General features: G+C 53.3%; 16 protein-coding genes and 7 pseudogenes. 11 read left to right on the top strand and 12 right to left on the bottom strand.

The features are described 5' to 3' along the window. Positions 1-97 precede the first annotated feature (97 nt). Positions 98-748 carry a helix-turn-helix domain-containing protein gene (locus SM755_RS16520; RefSeq protein WP_323173626.1) on the top strand — a complete coding sequence of 217 codons (651 nt, stop codon included), beginning with the start codon at positions 98-100 and terminating at the stop codon, positions 746-748. Between the two features lie 95 nt (positions 749-843). Here SM755_RS16520 and SM755_RS16515 read toward each other — a convergent pair whose 3' ends face one another. The 3 genes from SM755_RS16515 to SM755_RS16505 all read right to left on the bottom strand — a co-directional run bounded on the left by SM755_RS16515 (position 844) and on the right by SM755_RS16505 (position 2,799). Next, positions 844-1,188, bottom strand: coding sequence for an AzlD domain-containing protein (locus SM755_RS16515; RefSeq protein WP_323173625.1), 345 nt, complete (start codon positions 1,186-1,188; stop codon positions 844-846). Beyond that, the gene (locus SM755_RS16510; protein ID WP_323173624.1) at positions 1,185-1,955 is read right to left on the bottom strand and encodes an AzlC family ABC transporter permease; all 771 of its coding nucleotides are present in this window, start codon (positions 1,953-1,955) and stop codon (positions 1,185-1,187) included. The genes SM755_RS16515 and SM755_RS16510 overlap by 4 nt, the downstream gene beginning before the upstream one ends. A 112-nt stretch (positions 1,956-2,067) precedes the next feature. Beyond that, on the bottom strand, positions 2,068-2,799 hold the full coding sequence (locus SM755_RS16505; RefSeq protein ID WP_323173623.1) for a helix-turn-helix domain-containing protein: 732 nt from the start codon (positions 2,797-2,799) through the stop codon (positions 2,068-2,070). A gap of 52 nt (positions 2,800-2,851) precedes the next feature. Here SM755_RS16505 and SM755_RS16500 point away from each other — a divergent pair. Beyond that, positions 2,852-3,240 (top strand): annotated as a pseudogene (locus SM755_RS16500) (hypothetical protein); the annotation flags it as partial. A gap of 24 nt (positions 3,241-3,264) precedes the next feature. Here SM755_RS16500 and SM755_RS16495 read toward each other — a convergent pair. Beyond that, positions 3,265-4,082 (bottom strand): annotated as a pseudogene (locus tag SM755_RS16495) (IS5 family transposase). Positions 4,083-4,378: 296 nt separating this feature from the next. Between SM755_RS16495 and SM755_RS16490 the strand changes: the two are divergent. Next, a pseudogene (locus SM755_RS16490) lies at positions 4,379-4,573 on the top strand (hypothetical protein); the annotation flags it as partial. Positions 4,574-4,710: 137 nt separating this feature from the next. Here the strand turns inward: SM755_RS16490 and SM755_RS16485 are convergent. Together SM755_RS16485 and SM755_RS16480 are read right to left on the bottom strand one after the other, a co-directional pair. Further along, positions 4,711-5,013, bottom strand: coding sequence for a hypothetical protein (locus tag SM755_RS16485; RefSeq protein ID WP_323173622.1), 303 nt, complete (start codon positions 5,011-5,013; stop codon positions 4,711-4,713). A 92-nt stretch (positions 5,014-5,105) separates the two neighbouring features. Beyond that, positions 5,106-5,381, bottom strand: a complete 276-nt coding sequence (locus SM755_RS16480; RefSeq protein ID WP_323173621.1) for a helix-turn-helix transcriptional regulator — start codon at positions 5,379-5,381, stop codon at positions 5,106-5,108. Between the two features lie 258 nt (positions 5,382-5,639). On the opposite strand from SM755_RS16480, the gene SM755_RS16475 reads away from it, so the two are divergent. Beyond that, positions 5,640-5,861 (top strand): hypothetical protein, encoded by a 222-nt coding sequence (locus tag SM755_RS16475; protein ID WP_323173620.1) that lies wholly within the window; start codon positions 5,640-5,642, stop codon positions 5,859-5,861. Positions 5,862-6,031: 170 nt separating this feature from the next. Here the strand turns inward: SM755_RS16475 and SM755_RS24500 are convergent. Both SM755_RS24500 and SM755_RS16465 read right to left on the bottom strand, forming a co-directional pair. Continuing rightward, positions 6,032-6,365: pseudogene (locus SM755_RS24500) on the bottom strand (hypothetical protein). Further along, the gene (locus SM755_RS16465; protein ID WP_323173618.1) at positions 6,362-6,682 is read right to left on the bottom strand and encodes a helix-turn-helix domain-containing protein; all 321 of its coding nucleotides are present in this window, start codon (positions 6,680-6,682) and stop codon (positions 6,362-6,364) included. The pseudogene SM755_RS24500 and the gene SM755_RS16465 overlap by 4 nt, the downstream one beginning before the upstream one ends. An 889-nt stretch (positions 6,683-7,571) precedes the next feature. On the opposite strand from SM755_RS16465, the gene SM755_RS16460 reads away from it, so the two are divergent. After that, positions 7,572-8,786: a cytochrome P450 gene (locus tag SM755_RS16460; protein WP_323173617.1), complete on the top strand. Its 1,215-nt coding sequence runs from the start codon at positions 7,572-7,574 to the stop codon at positions 8,784-8,786. Positions 8,787-8,840: 54 nt separating this feature from the next. Here the strand turns inward: SM755_RS16460 and SM755_RS16455 are convergent. Both SM755_RS16455 and SM755_RS16450 read right to left on the bottom strand, forming a co-directional pair. Continuing rightward, a pseudogene (locus SM755_RS16455) lies at positions 8,841-9,461 on the bottom strand (DDE-type integrase/transposase/recombinase). Between the two features lie 285 nt (positions 9,462-9,746). Further along, positions 9,747-10,120 (bottom strand): annotated as a pseudogene (locus SM755_RS16450) (hypothetical protein); the annotation flags it as partial. Positions 10,121-10,698: 578 nt separating this feature from the next. On the opposite strand from SM755_RS16450, the gene SM755_RS16445 reads away from it, so the two are divergent. Next, positions 10,699-11,064: a hypothetical protein gene (locus tag SM755_RS16445; RefSeq protein ID WP_323173616.1), complete on the top strand. Its 366-nt coding sequence runs from the start codon at positions 10,699-10,701 to the stop codon at positions 11,062-11,064. A gap of 843 nt (positions 11,065-11,907) precedes the next feature. On the opposite strand, the gene SM755_RS16440 is transcribed toward SM755_RS16445, so the two are convergent. Further along, on the bottom strand, positions 11,908-12,348 hold the full coding sequence (locus SM755_RS16440; protein ID WP_323173615.1) for a hypothetical protein: 441 nt from the start codon (positions 12,346-12,348) through the stop codon (positions 11,908-11,910). Between the two features lie 119 nt (positions 12,349-12,467). Between SM755_RS16440 and SM755_RS16435 the strand changes: the two are divergent. Both SM755_RS16435 and SM755_RS16430 read left to right on the top strand, forming a co-directional pair. After that, positions 12,468-13,142 (top strand): annotated as a pseudogene (locus SM755_RS16435) (IS6 family transposase). Between the two features lie 53 nt (positions 13,143-13,195). Continuing rightward, complete coding sequence (locus SM755_RS16430; protein ID WP_323173614.1) at positions 13,196-14,104, top strand: hypothetical protein; 909 nt, start codon at positions 13,196-13,198, stop codon at positions 14,102-14,104. Between the two features lie 496 nt (positions 14,105-14,600). On the opposite strand, the gene SM755_RS16425 is transcribed toward SM755_RS16430, so the two are convergent. Beyond that, positions 14,601-14,810, bottom strand: a complete 210-nt coding sequence (locus tag SM755_RS16425) for a hypothetical protein (protein ID WP_323173613.1) — start codon at positions 14,808-14,810, stop codon at positions 14,601-14,603. Positions 14,811-14,927: 117 nt separating this feature from the next. On the opposite strand from SM755_RS16425, the gene SM755_RS16420 reads away from it, so the two are divergent. From SM755_RS16420 to SM755_RS16410, 3 genes are all read left to right on the top strand, one after another. Continuing rightward, positions 14,928-15,998, top strand: a complete 1,071-nt coding sequence (locus SM755_RS16420; RefSeq protein WP_323173612.1) for a glucose 1-dehydrogenase — start codon at positions 14,928-14,930, stop codon at positions 15,996-15,998. A 120-nt stretch (positions 15,999-16,118) separates the two neighbouring features. Further along, positions 16,119-16,619, top strand: coding sequence for a universal stress protein (locus tag SM755_RS16415; protein WP_323173611.1), 501 nt, complete (start codon positions 16,119-16,121; stop codon positions 16,617-16,619). A 351-nt stretch (positions 16,620-16,970) separates the two neighbouring features. Further along, on the top strand, positions 16,971-18,422 hold the full coding sequence (locus SM755_RS16410) for a sugar porter family MFS transporter (RefSeq protein ID WP_323173610.1): 1,452 nt from the start codon (positions 16,971-16,973) through the stop codon (positions 18,420-18,422). Positions 18,423-18,703: the final 281 nt, after the last annotated feature.

The raw sequence follows: 18,703 nt of genomic DNA, 5'->3' as shown, positions 1-18,703 counted from the left end.
ACCATCTCATCGTGATGTGTGAAAATCGCGATATTACGGTGAATTCTATCGTGAGTATATTCACCCATTTATACACACCCAGCAAGTACTGAGTACAATGCCAACCATTCAATTGCAATTCGATGCGACAGCGTCCGCAGATCCACTGGCGAAGATCTCAAGCAAGTTCCCCGATACCCAGTTTACTGTGCTGGCGAGTCATCTTACGGATGATGGTTTGCTTGGACTAGTGGAAATAGCGACAGCAAATAGAAACGGGATCGTCCAGCAGTTTGATGAGGCACCGAGGATGGTCTCACACGAGGTAGTGTATAACGACGAGCAGATAGTTCTGATTCAGTATCTGTTTCCAGAGGCAGAACCATATCGCGCCCTGCGGAGGACAGGGAACTTGCCACAATTTCCTGTACGAATGGAAGATGGGTGGTTGTTCGCCGAAATGACGGCATCACACGAGCGATTATCAGAATATACCGACAGATTGGCGGCAGCAGAGATCCCAGTCACGATCCAGTCGGTAACACAATCACCCGACCCGAGCGAGGTACTGACGGAGCGCCAGTGGGAGTTTGTCATCGAGGCAGTCGAGCGGGGGTACTATGACAGTCCTCGTCGGTGTACACTCACGGAGTTAGCACAAATATTCGAGATCAACTCCTCGGCTGCAAGTGGAGTGTTACACCGGGCAGAGGGACGGATAATCAAGCGATTCATCACAGAGGCTGGAGGAATTCAGCAAGGAGAATAGAGACCGACCTCTCGATGACTGTCTTAATGGTAAGCACTTCCTCTTGGACAACGTTTTCGAGCGGAGGTGTTAGTCTTACTCGTGGAGCGAGAAACTCAGAATATCGCTTGTAGACCCCAGAGTACTCCCATTCCAACACCAATTGTCGCGAGTACGTTCTCAGTCCGCCATGCGACGAATGCCGCTATCGCCCCTGCAACTAGTTTTGCTCGATCAGCTTCGAAACTGATAGTGGGTTCGGCCGTTAGCACAATGAGTGTAGGAGCGACTAATGCTGCAAGTATTGTTGCAGGGACGAACCGAAGGAGACCACTAAAGTACGGTGGCACCTCTCCCAATCGGCCCAGGAAGAGAATGAACGAGAGTCGAAGCGCATACGTCCCAATTCCGATGACAATGAAGATCAGCCAAAGGGTCGATATCTCGTACTCAGTCATCATGCTGCATCACAACCTTCGGATACGTCTGCCTCCGTAGTTGATACGTGGGTGGTCACTGGAAACATTCCTCGACGGAATTCGTATGATACGCCAACAGCGACACCTATGAGCGCCGCTGTCACGAGACCGAGATTTAACGGGAGGATTGCAGTCAAGACACTTGCACTGCCGGAAACAAGTGCAGCAAATTCCGTCGGTCGGTCATCAAGTGCCGGAAACAAAAGTGCAATAAAGGTTAGTGGCACAGCGAATTCTAGTGAAAATCCTGCCGGAATACTTGAACCCAGTAGTACGCCAGCAGCAGCGCTGATCTGCCACGTTGCCCAAAATGATATGGCCGCACCAAAGTAGAACCATTTTTGACTCTGTCTGTTCCATTCCGTGCCGCGAAATTTGGTAATCGAGACAGCGTACGCTTCATCGGTGAGTAAATACGCGCCGATCCACTTCATTGTTGAATCAAATTGTTGAAAGTATGGAGCCAGAGAGGCACTGTACATCGTGAACCGAAGATTGATGATGACTGCTGTTAGGATGACGACTGCAATGGGAGCTGTTCGGTTGATCAGGTCGATCGCCGCGAGCTGTGCTGCGCCGGTGAAACTAACTATCGTCATCGCGATTGCGTGATGCGGGGGGATACCAGCGTTAACCATGGCTACACCCGCAATTAATCCAAATGGAATGACACCAAGTGCGATCGGTGTGATTGCTTGCGCCCCCGCCAAGAAATCCGTTCGTGACGATAATGGTATTGGATTGTTCACACAGAATCGATTGAGAGGATGGATAATAGATTCTGATTCGGTCCTCACCGAATTTCGAATGGACTGCCTTTTATAGCCCTATCAGTTTCTCACTGACCGCAAGTTCTCGTATCTATGTTTGACGTGCAAGTGGCTGGGTCGCGAAATTCTGGATGATCCACGCTTCGGCTTGTTGGAGTCGATACTGAAGTGTGGACATAGGAAGATCCATTTCTGTCGCCAAATCGGTGAGCGAGATACTACGTGGGGTTTGATAATAGCCATTTTCGAGAGCCGCTTCGATGGCGGCTCGCTGCTCATATGGTAGATCAGCGATCGTCGCTGCTTCATCAGTCCAATAGGTTGGTTGCCCAACTTGCTGAAAACCAAGTTTGAGCCCATCTCGAAGTTCGTCTTGCAGGACTTCGTAGAGATCACCGGCAGGGGCTTCGTCATGCATGAGCAATCGCCACTCATACTGGTTTTCATGCCGTGCTGCATCACAGATTAGCCCCTCACCGAGGTAACAGTTCGCAAGATGCGGAATCGACCAACAATCGCTCGCGGCTGGACTATACGTATAGACCAGTCTGCACGTTGGCTTCTCGATGAGGAGTTCGTGCTCCCAGTTTGTATGGCACTGTCGGTGGCCAATACACTCGTTACAGTGAGTCGAATCCAAGAACACATCATCTAGCTGTGTGAGTGCTTGGGCAGGACCAACAATTCGATCAAGCCGCCATAATCCATTCGCGGATACATGACAGGCGATCGTTTGGGCCTGAACGCTCGAATGCTCGATGAATACATCCATTACCGGATCTGAGCCCCGATTATATTCGATAGTGAAGATGAATTCACGCATTACATAGCCTTGGTGTACAGCGACCAAATTTGCTTCGCGTAGAGCATTCGTTGTCGCCATCGGTAGCAGCACCGACGTCGCCCTTGAGTTCGCTGATGTGATCCTCGTCCAGAACAACCCGACCGATATGGTCCGGCTGATCACGCTCAGTCGGAAGAGCTACCCGAAGATGCGGGGAAATTTCGTCTAGGTGGCAGGATACAATATATTCGCGATTCCGCTGGCAGCGGGCGAACTCACGTCGATTAGCAACTTGCTCTCACCAGCAGCCGGTGCTGTATTGATGTCGTTTTGACGAAAATGGTTGTGATCAACGCGCAGTTCCTTCAGCGAGCCGATCTTGGTCTACCAAGGGTTATCGGCGCTCCTTCTCGTTTTCTGATTAAATCCTATTTTCGCCTATCGGACCAGAACAGCATTAGAAGGAGGGGGTCGTGGTGAATCGCCATACAGCATTGGATTTGCCTAGCTCACAGCACGCTTGATGTTGTAGACGGCACACATCAGGACAAGTTCACGGAACTCTCGATACTAGCTTCGCGCACGCACGGCGTCGCCGAGCGTGCGCTTGATCACGGAGAAGACGGTCTCAGACAGTGCCCTCTGGCCGTAGAGAGTCCCATCAATCCGCGCGTTATGCGCGTGATCGATGGGACGGAACTCTCGATGCTTGATCAACGGTCTCACATCTTTTTCTCGGAGTTTATCACGTAATCGCTGCCAGTCGTAGCCTTTGTCGGCAGCGAGGCTGTGCAACTCACCCGCATTGCGGCGGGCGAGTTGCCAGCCGAGTTGGGTGTCGTGACGTTTCTCGGTTGTACAGTGAACGTCGAGGACAGCCTGTGACTCAGTATCGACGAGGGCGGTAGTTTTGAGCGTCTGAACACGGTAATTCGTGCGGCGGCAATAGTGTTTGCTGGCGTTCTCGCGGTCGAAAAACGTCGCGTCCATCGCTGCATGACCGGATGGCTTGTGCAGCTGCGCCGACAGGCGAAGCAGCACTCGCCAGACCGCTATCTTGATCCTATCAAACGCCTTTACTAGCGTCGAGTGATCAAGGAGATCGGCTTTCTCAAGGCCGATCTCCGCCAGTATTTGTGGCATCTCGCTCAACAAATCGAGCGCTTCACGGTAGGATTTCTCCAAGTAAATCCGCAGGCAATCGAAACAACGGCGTAGTCGGCGAATCCGCCGCCCCGCAGGGTGGCGGATTCACCTCGACCACCAACAGCACTTTTAGCCAACGTCACTACCTTCCCAGTGAAGCGGGAAATTTTGGACATAGAGCATCCGCCGTTTCCCGCTTCAACTCCCTAGTTGTAACGGATCAACTCGACGCCGTCTGTCGATTTGCCAGAGCCAAGGAGGGGGAACAAAAGCCACTAATGACGATAGAGAATCAAGGGTCAAGTGACGATTCTGCGGGCCAACATGCTTCAGGCAGTGGAATCACTCTCCCCAGAATCGGGTAATCCGCTTTTTGTTTACGAATAAAAACGTCCAGCATGCCGTCAACCTAATCTCGGTTGCAATCTTCTTCTACGTGATTTATCGGGCCGCGGGCGGCCCAGCAGATTCGGGAACGAACTTCGCGCTCGTTCACGCAGCCCTTCGCGGCCCTCGTATTGTACCAACACCGCGACTCATCTGTGATTACGCTCGGAACGATCACATGACTACCGAGAAGGCACGAGCACTCATCACAACGATTAGTCCCCATCGAAGTTGGGATACTAGTCCGTACGTTACCCAATTGCTCGCCCAGTTGGAGTGATGAATCCTGCGTTCACTGACTGTCCCATAAATGCATCGAGAATAACATGAGACTTCTGCACTGCCTCTAGCTATCGACCCAATCACTTGCCAGCGCCCGCACAAGGCGGCGCGACCACTGCTACACTTGGCCGAGAATCAGTTATCGGCCAAATCGCCGTAATCAATGTGGACCTCTGGTGTGCTCGGTGAGTCTGGCGCGGCGACACCGTTCCAGTCAACGACGTGCACGTTTGCTGTCTGGCCAGAGAATCGGAACCGCATTACACCGATATCGACTGCACCCTCTGCGGAGTGGTCGGTGACAACGGTTGCTTCCTCGAGTGGGTCGGCTCCCACGAGTTCGAGTTCACCGTCGACAGTGATTTCGTAGTTCGATGGAACGCCTCTGCCAACGATCGTAATGAGATTTGGAAGGACATCGCCAGTCTCAGCCGACATACTCTGATGACGCTATTCTTCCGTAATAAGGCTTCTCTTCGACAAAAACGCAGGAATACGGGAATGTGTTCTGCAGCTGAATTGGGGTCAGTTCACATCTCTACATATTGGCTCTCCCAGTCTCGTCGGTCCTCAATCTCATCTGATCCTGCATCGGTGATAGCGTAGTAGTTCGTGCGGCGATCGAGTTGCCCCTTTTCGACCAACTCCTTGTTGACGAGTGTATCAAGGTTTGGGTAGAGTCGACCATGGTTGATCTCAGCGCTGTAATACCCCTCGATTTCTTCTTTCACGTCCTGACCGGATGGCTGGTCGGCACCTGCAATCACGTACAGCAGATCTCGCTGGAAGCCAGTGAGGTCGTTCATCTCGTATGAGTCATCAACGAACCTGTATTTGACTTATTTCCGTAGCTGAATTATATGTGTATACTGTCTGAAGATCATATTCTTGTTACTATCTAGATGGGTTTGTGAGCCTGATCCTGGCCGGAGAAACGGATAATCCGCTAATTTGGCTTTGTTGAAATCCTTTGGTTTGATACACCCACTACTGAAACAGCCGGGATGTAGGTATGCGAACTGAACAGGAAAGAACTATTGAGATATAGATGAAAACTCTATAACATGGATACCGATAATCTGAACTCAGGAAAGGAACTTGGCTTTTCTTTTCGCCGATTAGCACTTGTCTTATTCATCCTATTAGCCTTTAGGGGCGCTATGGGAGGTATACGTGAGTTTGTTGTTAATGGAAACTGGCTGGCTGGCATCTTCGGTGCCATAGTTGTAAGTGTAATCGCCTATTGGATTTTTAATCTATACGTTGGTTCTCATAGTGAGGAGTAAAATCTTATACGTAACAGACAACTCTAATCCTGTTAGCGACTGCGGATTTCAACAGAGCCGCGAATGCAGGGATTGTAGAACAGTAGTTGGTAGCGCGGTTTCTTTATTCAGTCTGACTTCTGATCGAGATCGGAGGTTCGTAAGGCACTGACCCATGGGAAACAATACTCTTAGCGGACACCGAGATATCCAGCAGCTTCGGTAGCGATTTGTTCTGTCGTCGCCTCGATGAGATGCCCCTCTTCACGCTCCATATCGGCATTCCGAATCGTGACGACTGTCCACGGATTAACGTAGCTCTCCCTCGGTAGACCGCCTGAGACGAAGTCATCGTCAGAGCGGGATAGCAACCGCTCGTCGCGTCGTCGTGGCCGCCGCATAGAGTGCTTCCTCGTCGTGGAAGGGGTGTGTGCGATCACTCAGGCAGACGTACGGCCGGTAGTCGTGGTCTGCGAGAAGATCGGGGCCTTTTACGACCGCGCCGCGCTCGTAGACGTCTGTCATTCCTCGTCGCCGTAGTAGTCGTCAGTCGTCGAAGCGGAACTGGCGTTCGTCTGTGCAGCGTAGGAGGCGAGACGGTCGTCCTCAGCGATAGCCCAGTATCGGCCACGGTGGCGAACGAGACCGCGATCCTCAAGACGGGAAAGTGCAGCGCCAACACTCCCGCGCTTGATGCCGGTCGCTTCGTGGAGTTCTGTCTGCGTGAATGCCTGATTGCTGTGGGCCGCGAGGAATTGCAGCAGCCGATACGGGTGTGTCCCTTCTTGGAGATCGAGTGCGTCCACGGGTTCTTCGCTGAACCGGTCGATGCTGATTGGCATATGTAATAGAACGCAATATAGCGCAATAAGTCTGTGGGTATGTGGCACGAGAAATCCTTTGTCACCGACGGATAGCAGGTGCGATCCCTCCGCATTCATGCGGAAGAGGTGGTCAATAGTCGCTCAACCATCCACCGGACACGGCTGAACGTTTCAGGGAATACTCTGAATAAAGAGCCCGTGCTATTATCTACTGATAAAACTCGCCCAATACACACGACAATCTGCTCGTGAATAGAAGAGCGGCACTCGCGACGAGCGGAGTGATCCTGGTTGGACAGGGGAACGCACTGGGCTTGGTGCTTCCCGCCATCGCGATCGCCGCACCGAACGATGAATCGGATTCTGAATAACGCTGGCCGATGTCACGGTCAGCGACTCTTCCGCTGGTGTAGGCAATAGCCTACAGTTCACCAACTGTGGCAATCCACCAAAAGGATTGCCTCCATTTGACGGCCTGTTCCGTTTCGGACGCCCCTATGGACGACTTCCGAATTGAACGCGCCTATGCGGGGCCTCTTGGCGTGCAACCGGCCAGGCGAGACACCCCACTATCGAACTGTAACAAAACTATCTGTCTTCTGGTAGATCATTCTGAAACCGTAACTACGTGTACTGGTTCTATGATAGTAGTCAACGGGCGATCAGGGTTAGTGGTTTAAAAGGCGCGGTTTCGTTTGCGAGCATGACGTGCAAAACGGACCAGCCTGTAAACTCCGTGAAATCGTCCAGCACGTATTAGACGGCGAGACTGACCCTCTCTAGTGAGTTCGAGTTCATCAAGTGACGAGATTCACCTGAATAGATACTAAATGGATACAATAGATAGATATAGAATTTATCTATTGTTTACGAGAACTCTTATACCTGTGTTCAATGAACACGGTATATGGCAACTTCTGGACAGGCAGGACCAGTGGCCCAGCCGAACGCACTCTCAACGCGGGAAGCACGCCTCAATCCGTTCCCGTGGTATCAAGAGATGCGCGAGGAAACGCCAATTCGCTACGACAAGGACCGCAAGTGCTGGGACGTGTTCCGGTACGACGACGTTTACAACGTTCTCCATGACCCGCAGACGTTTTCCTCGGAACGGCCGCTCACAGCCCAAGCCAACGATGAAGCTGATGGAATGGTTTTCGAAACCATGCTCAATACCGACCCACCGCGCCACGACGAGTTACGAAAGGTTGTCGACGATCCGTTCAAGCCGGGTGCGGTAAAGCACCTCGCCCCTCATATCCGGGATATCACCAACGAATACATCGATGCAGTCGTCGATGACAATGAAATGGACATCGTCGCGGATCTCGCCACGCCGCTTCCAGTCACTGTAATCGCCGAACTCATCGGAGTACCGTCGGAAGATCGTGAGCAGTTCAAACAGTGGTCCGATACCATTGTTGAGGGTCCTGAAGCAGCCACAGTGAGTGCAGAGACCGTCAAAGAGGAACAGCTACAGGCCCAAACCGAAATGGCGACATACTTCACGGAACTGATCGAGCAGCGCCGGGCAGAACCACGCGATGACCTCATCAGTGATGTCATTCACGCTGAAGTCGAAGGCTCTACACTCTCAGAAGGTGAAACACTCGGCTTTCTCGCATTGTTGTTGATTGCTGGCAATATTACAACCACAAACCTCATCACGAACGCAATTCGATGCTTTGCCGATTTGTCCGATGGAATCGAATCGGTGCGTGATGTCGCCTCGCTTGAACTCGCAGTCGAAGAAGTGCTACGGTACCAATCGCCGATTCAGGCGGTTTCACGCGTAGCAACAATTGATACACAACTCGATGGTCACGATATCGAAGCTGGTGACAGAATCGTTGTGTGGAACGGCTCGGCAAACCATGATAGCGACCAGTTCGACGATCCCGATACGTTCGTTCCGGACAGATCACCGAATCAGCATCTCGCCTTTGGAAGTGGCGTTCACTTCTGTCTTGGGGCACATTTGGCACGTCTCGAAGCCAGAGTCGCTCTCTCGACGCTATTCGATCGCTTCGAGACAATGCATGTTTCCGAGACGAAACTCCAACCTGTCGAGAGTACGTTCCTCTATGGTGTCCAGCGGCTGCCGGTACAGTTCAGCACGTGAGAACTTCATCATTGCCGACTTCAAGAAGTCGTATTATGGCCTCAATAGCACTGTCTAGTTTAGTACCTCCGCTGACAGTTGTTTGTTGAGTAACTGGTGTGGTCGTTGTGTGTTATAGTAATGGACAAACTGTTCAATCAATTCTATAGCGATCGCCCGACTGCCGACCCAGGAGTTATAGAAGCGGTCGACCTTCATTTTGGGGGAGTGTGACCACTTTTCAATAAGGCTTCAGACGACATAATCGAGATGACATCTCAATCCTAATCGGGAGGGCAGTCAGGTATCTAGCACCATCGGCGAGAAACTCAGAATCGGAGAGATCGTGTTTCTCGGTGAGTCCATACAGAAACGCAGCAGCTGGATCAGTATCTCGATGCCAAAGAGCGTTATGTAAAGAATGAGGTTGTTTTGAGATCTATTGCGGTATATAGACAAGACCGGACGCCGTTAATCTTGACAGCGGCTTCATTAACCGCGACCCGTGACGGCTGCGCCGTCCGCAGAACGCTCCGCGTTCTGATGGGCCGCACGAGAGCTTTGCTCTCGTGGACGTCGGCAGGTCTGGAACGCTGTCAGACAGCTGACTTACCCAATTCTAGACAGCCCCCCGTGAGAACGTTTAACGTCTAATTCGGCGGTAATCACTTGTGTCTCTCGGAACGAACTATCTATCGGCGGCGCAGACCGAGTACCTTGGAACTTGACCCCGAGGTGAAGGCCGTACGCTCCGCCTGTAGATTAACGGTTGGTCGGAGTGGTCGATTCGGAAGCCGTGGTTTGTGAATCGGTTCAAGTGATCGTCGTCGAGTTCCGAGGAATTGTACGCCCACCGGAGTTTCTCGTTGGTCTCGTTTACCAGTCCCATGACACCTGACGTCTTCAGTGAACTCTCTTGAGCCGTCGTGGTTATAGACCGATGACAACCGATCGAGCGACAGACAGGCAAGTAACGAGATTCTCTGGGGGTCGGAAGTACTGCCTGCTGTCGTCTTTGCTAGTCCGCTCGAGACGGCCATCGGCGATGTCAACCTCACTCTCGTCAATGTTCTCCTCGAGCAGATGGGCTCCTTTCTCGAGTTTACGCGCCAGAAGCTCGCCGACACAATCTTTGTTCGCGTTGAGTTTCTTCTTGTGACCGTCCAGTCGAGCCTCGATCGGCGTCCGTGTCTCCTCGAGTTCTTCGACACGGTTCTCGAGACGATCAAGGCGGTCATCCTTCTGTTCAAGGCTGGCTTCGAGCGTGGTGATTCGCTCGCGAAGCGACTTGAGTTCATTAGCCAGTGCTTGGTCGTCGATACGTTCGGTCCGGGTTGCTCGGAATTTGTACTCATGGTGTCGTTATCGGCGGTTGGGGTAGTTGGCAAGGCGATGCAATTGACGCTCACCGGTCGAACGATAGAAGCACAGGCGGCAGGCGATCGGGTTCGAATCGAATACCAGAGCGGAATCCCGACGCTCGTGCTGAATACAGGGCGCGAATGTGGTACAGACTGGGAACCGGTCTACGAAAGGTAGTGATTACCCAGTACAGGTCAGGTAGCTAACGGAACGGTAGTTGCTCCTATCGATAGCCGTCGATGGTGGACACAGCAGGCGAGGTCAGCACGACATCGCTGTTTCTTTCGCCCGTTTCGATCATCTCCTCTCCGTCTCGGATTTACCGACGTGGTTGTTTCCGGACCTCAGCTGGTTAAACTATATACCTTGACAAATAATTCTAGAAAGACGTTTTAAAGCCAAGCGCGCTCATAGTTTCACCGTGCAATAATTGTAGCCGGTGCAACTAATTCATAATAACCTGATAGGGAAGGTGTCTATCGGAGTTGACAATAGTATGCCAAACTGGCATCGCCGAACGGTACTTGCGACAGGCGCAGCACTTTCGAGCGGACTTGGACTCGCTTCGAGTGTGGCTGGCGAGTCTAACGATGATGACACCGAGGGGGAGCGCGATCTCGAACTCTCAGTGTCGGCACCCGAGTCGATCCCATACGAAGAGGTCGCCGATCCGAGCGAGGACGCTGCCGACTTCCACATAGAGGTGACAAACTGCGGCGACGAATCCGTCTCGGTCGAGGGGAGAATCAAGATTGGTCCTTTCGACGAACCGCTATTGTCCGCTTCGCCAACCGAACTTGCGCCTGGCGAGTCGGATACCGTCCACTTTGGCGTCATGAGCCGGGATCTCGGCCCCGGTGACCACGAGTGGACCGTCACCGCGAACGACGAAACCGAAACCGGGACGCTGACGGTGACTGACGACGAGGAGTGCTGACCAATTTCGGCCTCCGAATAACGGGAAAGGTTCGGGTCGAATAGAGTTCTCGAATTCGCTTTTCTGACGACTTATCGGCAAAAAACTCGATGAAAACGACCATTGTTGTGAGGCTCCCTCTGCGCCGGGGATGAACCACTCACACTGCTCGCAACTACTTGCTTCACGAGGTAACTCCCCTGAAAGAGGGGATTTAGGCGAGTTCTTACCCAAATCGACCCTCCTCGACCGAGACGGGTTCAGGGCCATGCGCTCGCCAGTCCGTGTCTTTGCCTACAATGATTTCGGAAATCAGAATAGCGAGTGAAAGTGGAACGATACCGAGCACGACCTGCTTGAGCATTGAGGAGAACTAACAGCGAACGCATTTGCAGCCCATTCTCCGCCAAAAAGCTGCTGGACGGTTTGGAAGGTGAGATAAAACCCAACACACGCCCAGACGTCTCCAGTTATGGCCCGAATTAATGGGATCGACGCCGACTTCGCGACATGCCGTCTTTAGAACAATTGCACCGAGTTCGAACTCATTTTTCGAGTGAGTCGATAAGGGTTTCGAGCGTCTGGATGTGATCTTCGAATAGATTCTGATCAGTGTCAGTGAGTCGATAGCGATCCAAGTATTGGACAGTTGGCCGATTCTAGTGGAGAAAGCGACGTAGACGATCGGCGGGCGATGTCGGTAGTGAACGGAACTCTCGAGAAGGCAGAAGACGCAGGCTCTGGTGAATCACTAGGTATTACCGACTTCTACCGGCAAATATAGAGCGTTAAAGCAAGAAACAGCGAATTCTTCATATCCACGACAGGCACTACAAATCACATCGTCCAATTCAGGTAGGAAGTCTATCGCAACACACCACGAGCTGCCATTCGTCGGCAATAGAGATAGAATCCGACCGTCATTAAAAGGATTGATATATCGAAAAGTGATAACCACGGTCCAAACACGTCCCAGCGGTTCATAAATCCGAACGTGATAACAGCCAGACAAGCTCGGGTGGTGGCAGAAATAAATGCAAGCCAAACCGTCCAACGAATTCGCAGCAGAAGCAAAATGGGGGCGACCACACCACTTACAATACCGGTCGTCCAGAATATCCGTGGCAGCAGCGGATAATCGGTGAAATAGGCGAGATGAGCATCCCCCCAGTTTTGCGCATTGAAGTATGCTTCGTTGAGCTCAAGTATCATGATGTAATCATATAATCCGACTGCATTCAGCAGAAGAAAAAACACTGCCACAACCCACAGGTGCCACGGTGTCTTTCCACTGTAGTTGGACACGTTTTTTGTCTCTCTGTTTAGCATGAGTACATAATACTTGTCTGAGTATAAAAGAGGAGTGTCACTGTCTAGTTGAGGAAGTTTGAGAAGCGAGCAGGTCGTCAAGTTAATTTGGACTAATGCTCACAGACCTGCTCAGCGAGAGCTACGACGCGGATTTAGAAGAATCTTGGGAGAACAAGCGGACGGCGACGCCCGTCAGGGTGTTCGCCGTTCACCTCCATCAGACCGGTTGTTCGCTTCGAGAGACACAATCAATTCTTCGCTTGATCGGCGTAGATCGCTCTCATCAAACAATCTGGTATTGAGTACATCGGCTGGCTGACAGCGTGCCAGACCCGCCGACGGCGCAGCCGTCGCGGGTCGCTATTGATGAAACCGCTGTCAAGATAAACGGTGACTGGTCTTGGGTATACGCTGCAATAGACCTAGACTCACGGCTGATTCTCGATGTCGCAATGTTCGGACGCCGAGGCACCGATCCAACTGCTGCGTTCCTGCATCGATTGACCGAGAAACACGATCTCTCTGAAACGGTGTTTCTCGTCGATGGCTACGGCTATCTGACTGCCCTCTCTCGGTTAGGACTGAGCGGTCAGCTCGACTACGTTGAGCGAAACCTGATCGAAAAGTGGTTTCACACCTTGAAGATGAGAGTTGACCGCTTCCATAACTCATGGGTTGGCAGTCGGAGGAGCGCCAGAGAGTGGATTGAATAGTTTGTACATTACTATAACACGCAATGGCCGTATCAGTCACTTAACGGACAAACGCCAGCGGAGGTACTAAACTAGACAGTACCTGCTCGGCACACTTTTAGGACTTCTTGAAATACTAGTTAGTGAACGTGTCCAATAACGATGGGTTTTCTGACGGAAATTGGACTGAGCCACAGTCGAAATCCTTCGAGGAAATCTATGGTGATCTCGGCGGCGCTCAGCGTGAGCTTTCGGACTTTACCTACCCAGACCCTGACGAGATACCGGAGCCGTACGTGTCCAAAGTACCCGCGCTCATTCGGCGGTACATCGAATACTTAGACTCACGTCTTGCATCGGGGCAGAACTTTCAGCAGTCGCTCGGGGAGATACCACTACTAGATCACGCGTTCGACGATCAAATCCAACGTGTGCGGTCAAGAACTCTTGATTTTGAGACGGCAATGCGCGTGTGGCTGTTCATCCAAGCGACCGGGATGAGTCACCGCGAGTTCGCTAATAACTCCGAGCGGTCGTGGTTCCGGGAAATGCTCGGGATGGAACACGCAATTGGCCACCCGACACCCGGGAACGCAAAGCGGAACCGGTTCGACTTCGAACTTCGGCGTTTCCTTTCTCAGTTTGGAGATGAGGTAGTGCGGAGTGGTCATGAGTACGAAACACACTGTCGGTACATCACTCATCATCCGGACTGGGAAGCCGACGGCGGCGGCGAGACGTGGATCGATCAAGACGTAATCAAAGAGCACACCTCGAAGCGAGCGTGTGAGCTTGTCTTCCCGTATTGGAAATGTGGGCGAAGTGACTTCGAACACCTTTGTCAGTTGCTCTATATGGGGATGGTAGACGCTTCGGCGGACAAAGGGCAGCGCCGGTACCAACGAAACACCGGCGGAGGGACTGCTTCAAGCCGGTTCAGAGACATTATCAAACGCTACTCGGAAGAAGACATCCTCGAAGCGTTCCACCAGTCCATTGGTTCGACCATTTCCGAGCTGCAAGACGCTGATGAGGACCTATTCCCTGCCGATCTCTGATTAGCACTCGACGAAACTGTTTCAGACTACTATGGTGACCCAGATCCGAACGAGCGAATGGCGGAAGTGGTCCACGGGATGCCCAAGAGTCACCCGTCGCCGTTCGCACTCAAATATGGGACGATCACCACCACGCGCGAGCAATCGCTCCCGATAGTTCTCGGGCTGTACCGTCTCACCGCTATAGTAACGACTGGAAGTCTTTGGTCACAGCAGATCTCAAGAAGAGTAATTTCGGGTGTTTCCTCCCGGCTGCTGACGAAGTGTGAGTAGAACTTCTGCAAACTACTATAGCTGAAGGAGAGTTCATTAACTGGGAACGTGAAACAAATACTATCACACGCGGATCACGCTTCAAGGAAATTCAACCCCTTATCACATTGATGCAAGACCATCAAGATGAGCTACCTGACGGCTGGCCATGACTCCCTCCTTGATCAGTTGGCACTCTGTATTGGGCAGACGTTTCAGGGGAAACTCTGAATAAAGAACCGTGCTACCAACTACTGGTACTCCCGTTATCTTCTGTTTCGGTGTCTGCTTCGGCTTCTTCAATCGGGTTGAGGCTCTCTTCCAAGCGTGTGTCTCGAGCTTCTCTCAGTTCCTCCTCTGATGATTCCTTTGGCGCGATGGAGGCACCCTCTGGTATCTCAGGTGGAAGATCCCGTTGTGGGTCCGAGTCATCCACTATCTTGAGGATCTCCATATCCTGAGTAACCCGTCTGTTCATCTGCTTAAACGTTGTATCCCGTTCGTGGCGAACCCGGCTCTGTCGGCTATCGGGACAATCTATATATGTGATCTCCAGGACATTCGAGTGGAAATGAAAGCTGTCGCATTCTTCCCGGAAAAGCGGGAACTGCGCGTTATTGAGACGGAAAAACCGTCTCCAAAGGACGGAGAAGTACTGGTCCGAACGCTCGCGGTCGGGATCGACGGATCGGACAGGAGAATTGTGGCCGGCGAGATCGGCGGCGACGTTCCAGACAGTGACGACCATCTCGTGATCGGCCACGAAGCGGTCGGCGTCGTTGAAGACGCGAACGGTACCGAACTGGAAGAGGGTGAGATTGTCGCGCCCCTAGTTCGTCGTCCGACCGATCGGGAGTCACGGTTCACCGAGCGTGGCGAACTTGACATGGCACCACCGGGGGCATTTCACGAGCGCGGAATCATGGGCATGCACGGATATATGGCAGAGTACTTCACGACCGATCCGACATATCTCGTCTCCGTTCCCGACTCCCGCGCCGAGTACGGGTTCTTCGTCGAACCGGTGAGCCTCCTTGAGAAATCGCTTGAGCAGGCGTTTACGGCGCGTTCGTCCTTCGATTGGCGACCCGAGAGCGCGTTTGTGCTTGGGAACGGAAACCTCGGCCTGCTCGCGCTTGCCCGCCTCAAGACCGGCGACGAGTTCAGTCGGACGTACTGCCTCGGACGGCGTGATCGCCCGGACCCGACGATCGAGTTTATTGAAGCCGTCGGGAGCACATATGTCGATTCACGGGCAGTGCCCGTCGCCGACTTCGCCGACGAGTACGGTCCTGCCGATTACGTCTTCGAGACCACCGGCTACCCGAGACACGCTGTCGACGCGGTCCACGCGCTGGCGCCGAACGGTGTCGCGACCGTGCAGGGAATCCCGGACAAGTCGGCCACATTCAACGTCGACTGTGGAGAGTTCCACTCGGGGCTCGTCGTCAATAATAAGGCCTTGCTCGGCGTCGTCAATTCGCGCAAACCGCATTTCGAGGCCGCTGCGGAGTGGCTCGACGCAGTATCGGAATCAGTGCTGGACGAACTCGTAACCGGCATCTATGGGCTTGACGAGATCGAGGCGGCGTTTACTGACTCGCCTGGAACGCTGAAATCAGTCGTCTCATTCGATCGATAAACTGATGGCCGACCGTGATCCGCGTCAATTTCCCGAAGAGACGTTCTTCGTGGGCCACAGTGAGATGGTTGGCGGTGCACAGTCAAGTATTTACGTCCCGGTTTGGAGGAATACACCGTGATGAACGGAGACTCAGCGGACAGTGATAGCTTTGACCCAGTCGGACTCGAAACCGTTCTCCTCGCCGTCGGAGGTAGCGATGAAAGTCGTGTTAACAACCTCGTTGGCGCCATCGAGGAGATCGCCCCGCCGGCTGACGCCACGGTTATCGTCGTCTATATGTTTGACTCGGGTTCTCACGAGGAAACCGTCCAAAACATTACGGAAACAGCGGACGAATATATTGATCCCGACGAGTTAGCGTCGCGTATGACCATTGTCAAATCGATCACTGACCGACTTGAGGGAGTATTGATCGACTACGAGGTCCGCGCCACTACCGGGACGAAGGGAAACGGCATTGTAAACATCGCAACAGAGAGGGATAGCGATCGAATCGTCATCGGTGGTCGCCACCGGTCACCGACCGGAAAAGCGATCTTCGGGAGCAGGGCACAGAACGTGCTGCTGAACGCTCCCTGTCCAGTCACGTTCGTTCGTGAGCAGGAGAAGCGTCAGTAATCCAGCACCGAACGCAGAAAGTCACCCTCACCGCTCTTGACGCCCCGTTCAGTTGTACTGGGGGTGTGGACATAGTTCCAAGCAGAGCCTAGCACGGACACAGTATCTCCATCCCGTGTTTGGATGTCTCAAACAGATACTACTGCAGCAGCCGTTCACCACCGTTTTGATCATACTGGTCGGTCGATCGTTTTCGGGTTCACCTGTCTGGATCAACTCAGGGGGAGTACCGAAGAGTTTATTCGAGAGATCCACGTGATCTGCTGATATGAGATCCGTAGTATTCGGTAGTCCTGCATCTATGGTAATTGGTCGCAAGGCAACAGATCTCACTGGTGAATATTTCGTATAATGAATCCGATTCAACGACTCTTACCGACCGAAGACGAGGATATCGGCCTCTTTGTCATCATACTGTCCGCCCTCGCCGCGCTGAACGGGTTACTCTTCGGGTTCGATACCGGCGTTATCTCCGGCGCGTTGCTGTACATGTCCGAGACGTTCCCGCAACTCGAGGCGAACGCATTCCTACAGGGTACCGTCGTCAGTGGTGCGATGGTCGGTGCGATCCTCGGAGCGGCTTTTGGCGGTCGCCTCGCGGACCTCCTCGGACGGCGACGGCTCATCCTGATCGGTGCCGTCCTGTTCTTCGTCGGGTCGTTCATCATGGCGGTCGCGCCCTCGATCGAGGTTTTGGTTCTCGGTCGACTCCTCGACGGAGTCGGAATCGGATTCGCCTCCGTCGTCGGCCCGCTGTACATCTCGGAGATCGCACCGGCGAAGATACGGGGATCGCTCGTGACGCTCAACAACGTGGCTATCACAGGTGGAATACTTGTCTCCTACATTACGAATCAGATCATCGCAAGTATGGCCATCGGTGCCGGGCTCTCGTGGCGTCTGATGCTCGGGCTCGGAATGGTCCCTGCCATGGTCCTGTTCGGTGGAATCGTCTTCATGCCGGAAAGCCCCCGGTGGCTCGTCGAACAGGATCGAGAGCAGCGGGCTCGATCCATCCTGAGCCGCATCAGAAACGGGGCGAACATCGATGCGGAGATGGAAGATATACTACATATGTCGAAGCGCGATGAAGGCGGCTTTCGCGATCTCCTGCAACCGTGGCTCCGACCGGTCCTGATCGTCGGACTCGGTCTTGCAGTCTTGCAACAGATAACGGGAATCAACGCGGTGGTCTACTATGCGCCGACAATACTGGAGTCGGCCGGCTACAGCGATATCGCCTCCCTCTTCGGAACGATCGGGATCGGTTCGATCAACGTGTTGCTGACGCTCGCCGCGGTTTTCCTGGTCGACCGGGTCGGCCGTCGGCCGCTGTTGCTCGTCGGCCTCGTCGGGATGTTCGCCTCGTTGACCGTCCTCGCCGTGGCGTACGTTCTACCCGGAATGGGTGGTGTTATCGGCCCTGTTACGATCGCGAGCCTCATGTTGTTCGTCGCATTCCACGCGGTTAGTCTCGGATCGGTTGTTTGGCTGGTTATCTCCGAGATATTCCCTCTCAACATCCGCGGGGCGGCGATGGGCGTCACGACGTTGGTCCTCTGGTTCTCGAACTTCCTCGTCGCGCAGTTTTTCCCGTCGCTGTTCGAGATCGGCCCCACCGTCGCATTCGCGGTGTTTGCGGGTATCACGGCGGCCGGACTCGCTTTCGTGTACGCGCTCGTCCCGGAGACGAAAGGGCGGACCCTCGAGGAGATCGAGGCTGATATTCGCGAGACCGGTGTCGCCGACGAGGAGTTGGCTCTCAGCGATCAGGCCGACCACGTCGAGTACGTGGATGACTGATCCGACTCCGAACGTTTCGGAACGGTCGATCGGAATCCAAGCACCGATCGCTCGTCGGATTCCTCCGCGGGCTAAAAACGGGCGACCGCGGCAATACGAATCGAAGAACGCCGCTCGTCCGGTACAGTCTCCCGGTTCCGAGCGAGATCGATTCCGGTAACTGTCACTGAGATTTAAAGCGCGTTGCTCGATTCACGGACGAGTATCGGAACCGAGAACAGCGGAGTGGCGATACTACCGTCCGCGAAACACAGCGTGAGATGCGGACCCGAACCGAGAAA

It is taken from the genome of Natrialba sp. PRR66 (assembly GCF_034808065.1).
In the GTDB taxonomy this organism is placed as follows: Archaea; Halobacteriota; Halobacteria; order Halobacteriales; family Natrialbaceae; genus Natrialba; species Natrialba aegyptia.
The sequence above is the reverse complement of the archived record's forward strand: the minus strand, read 5'-3'. Positions and strand labels throughout refer to the sequence as shown.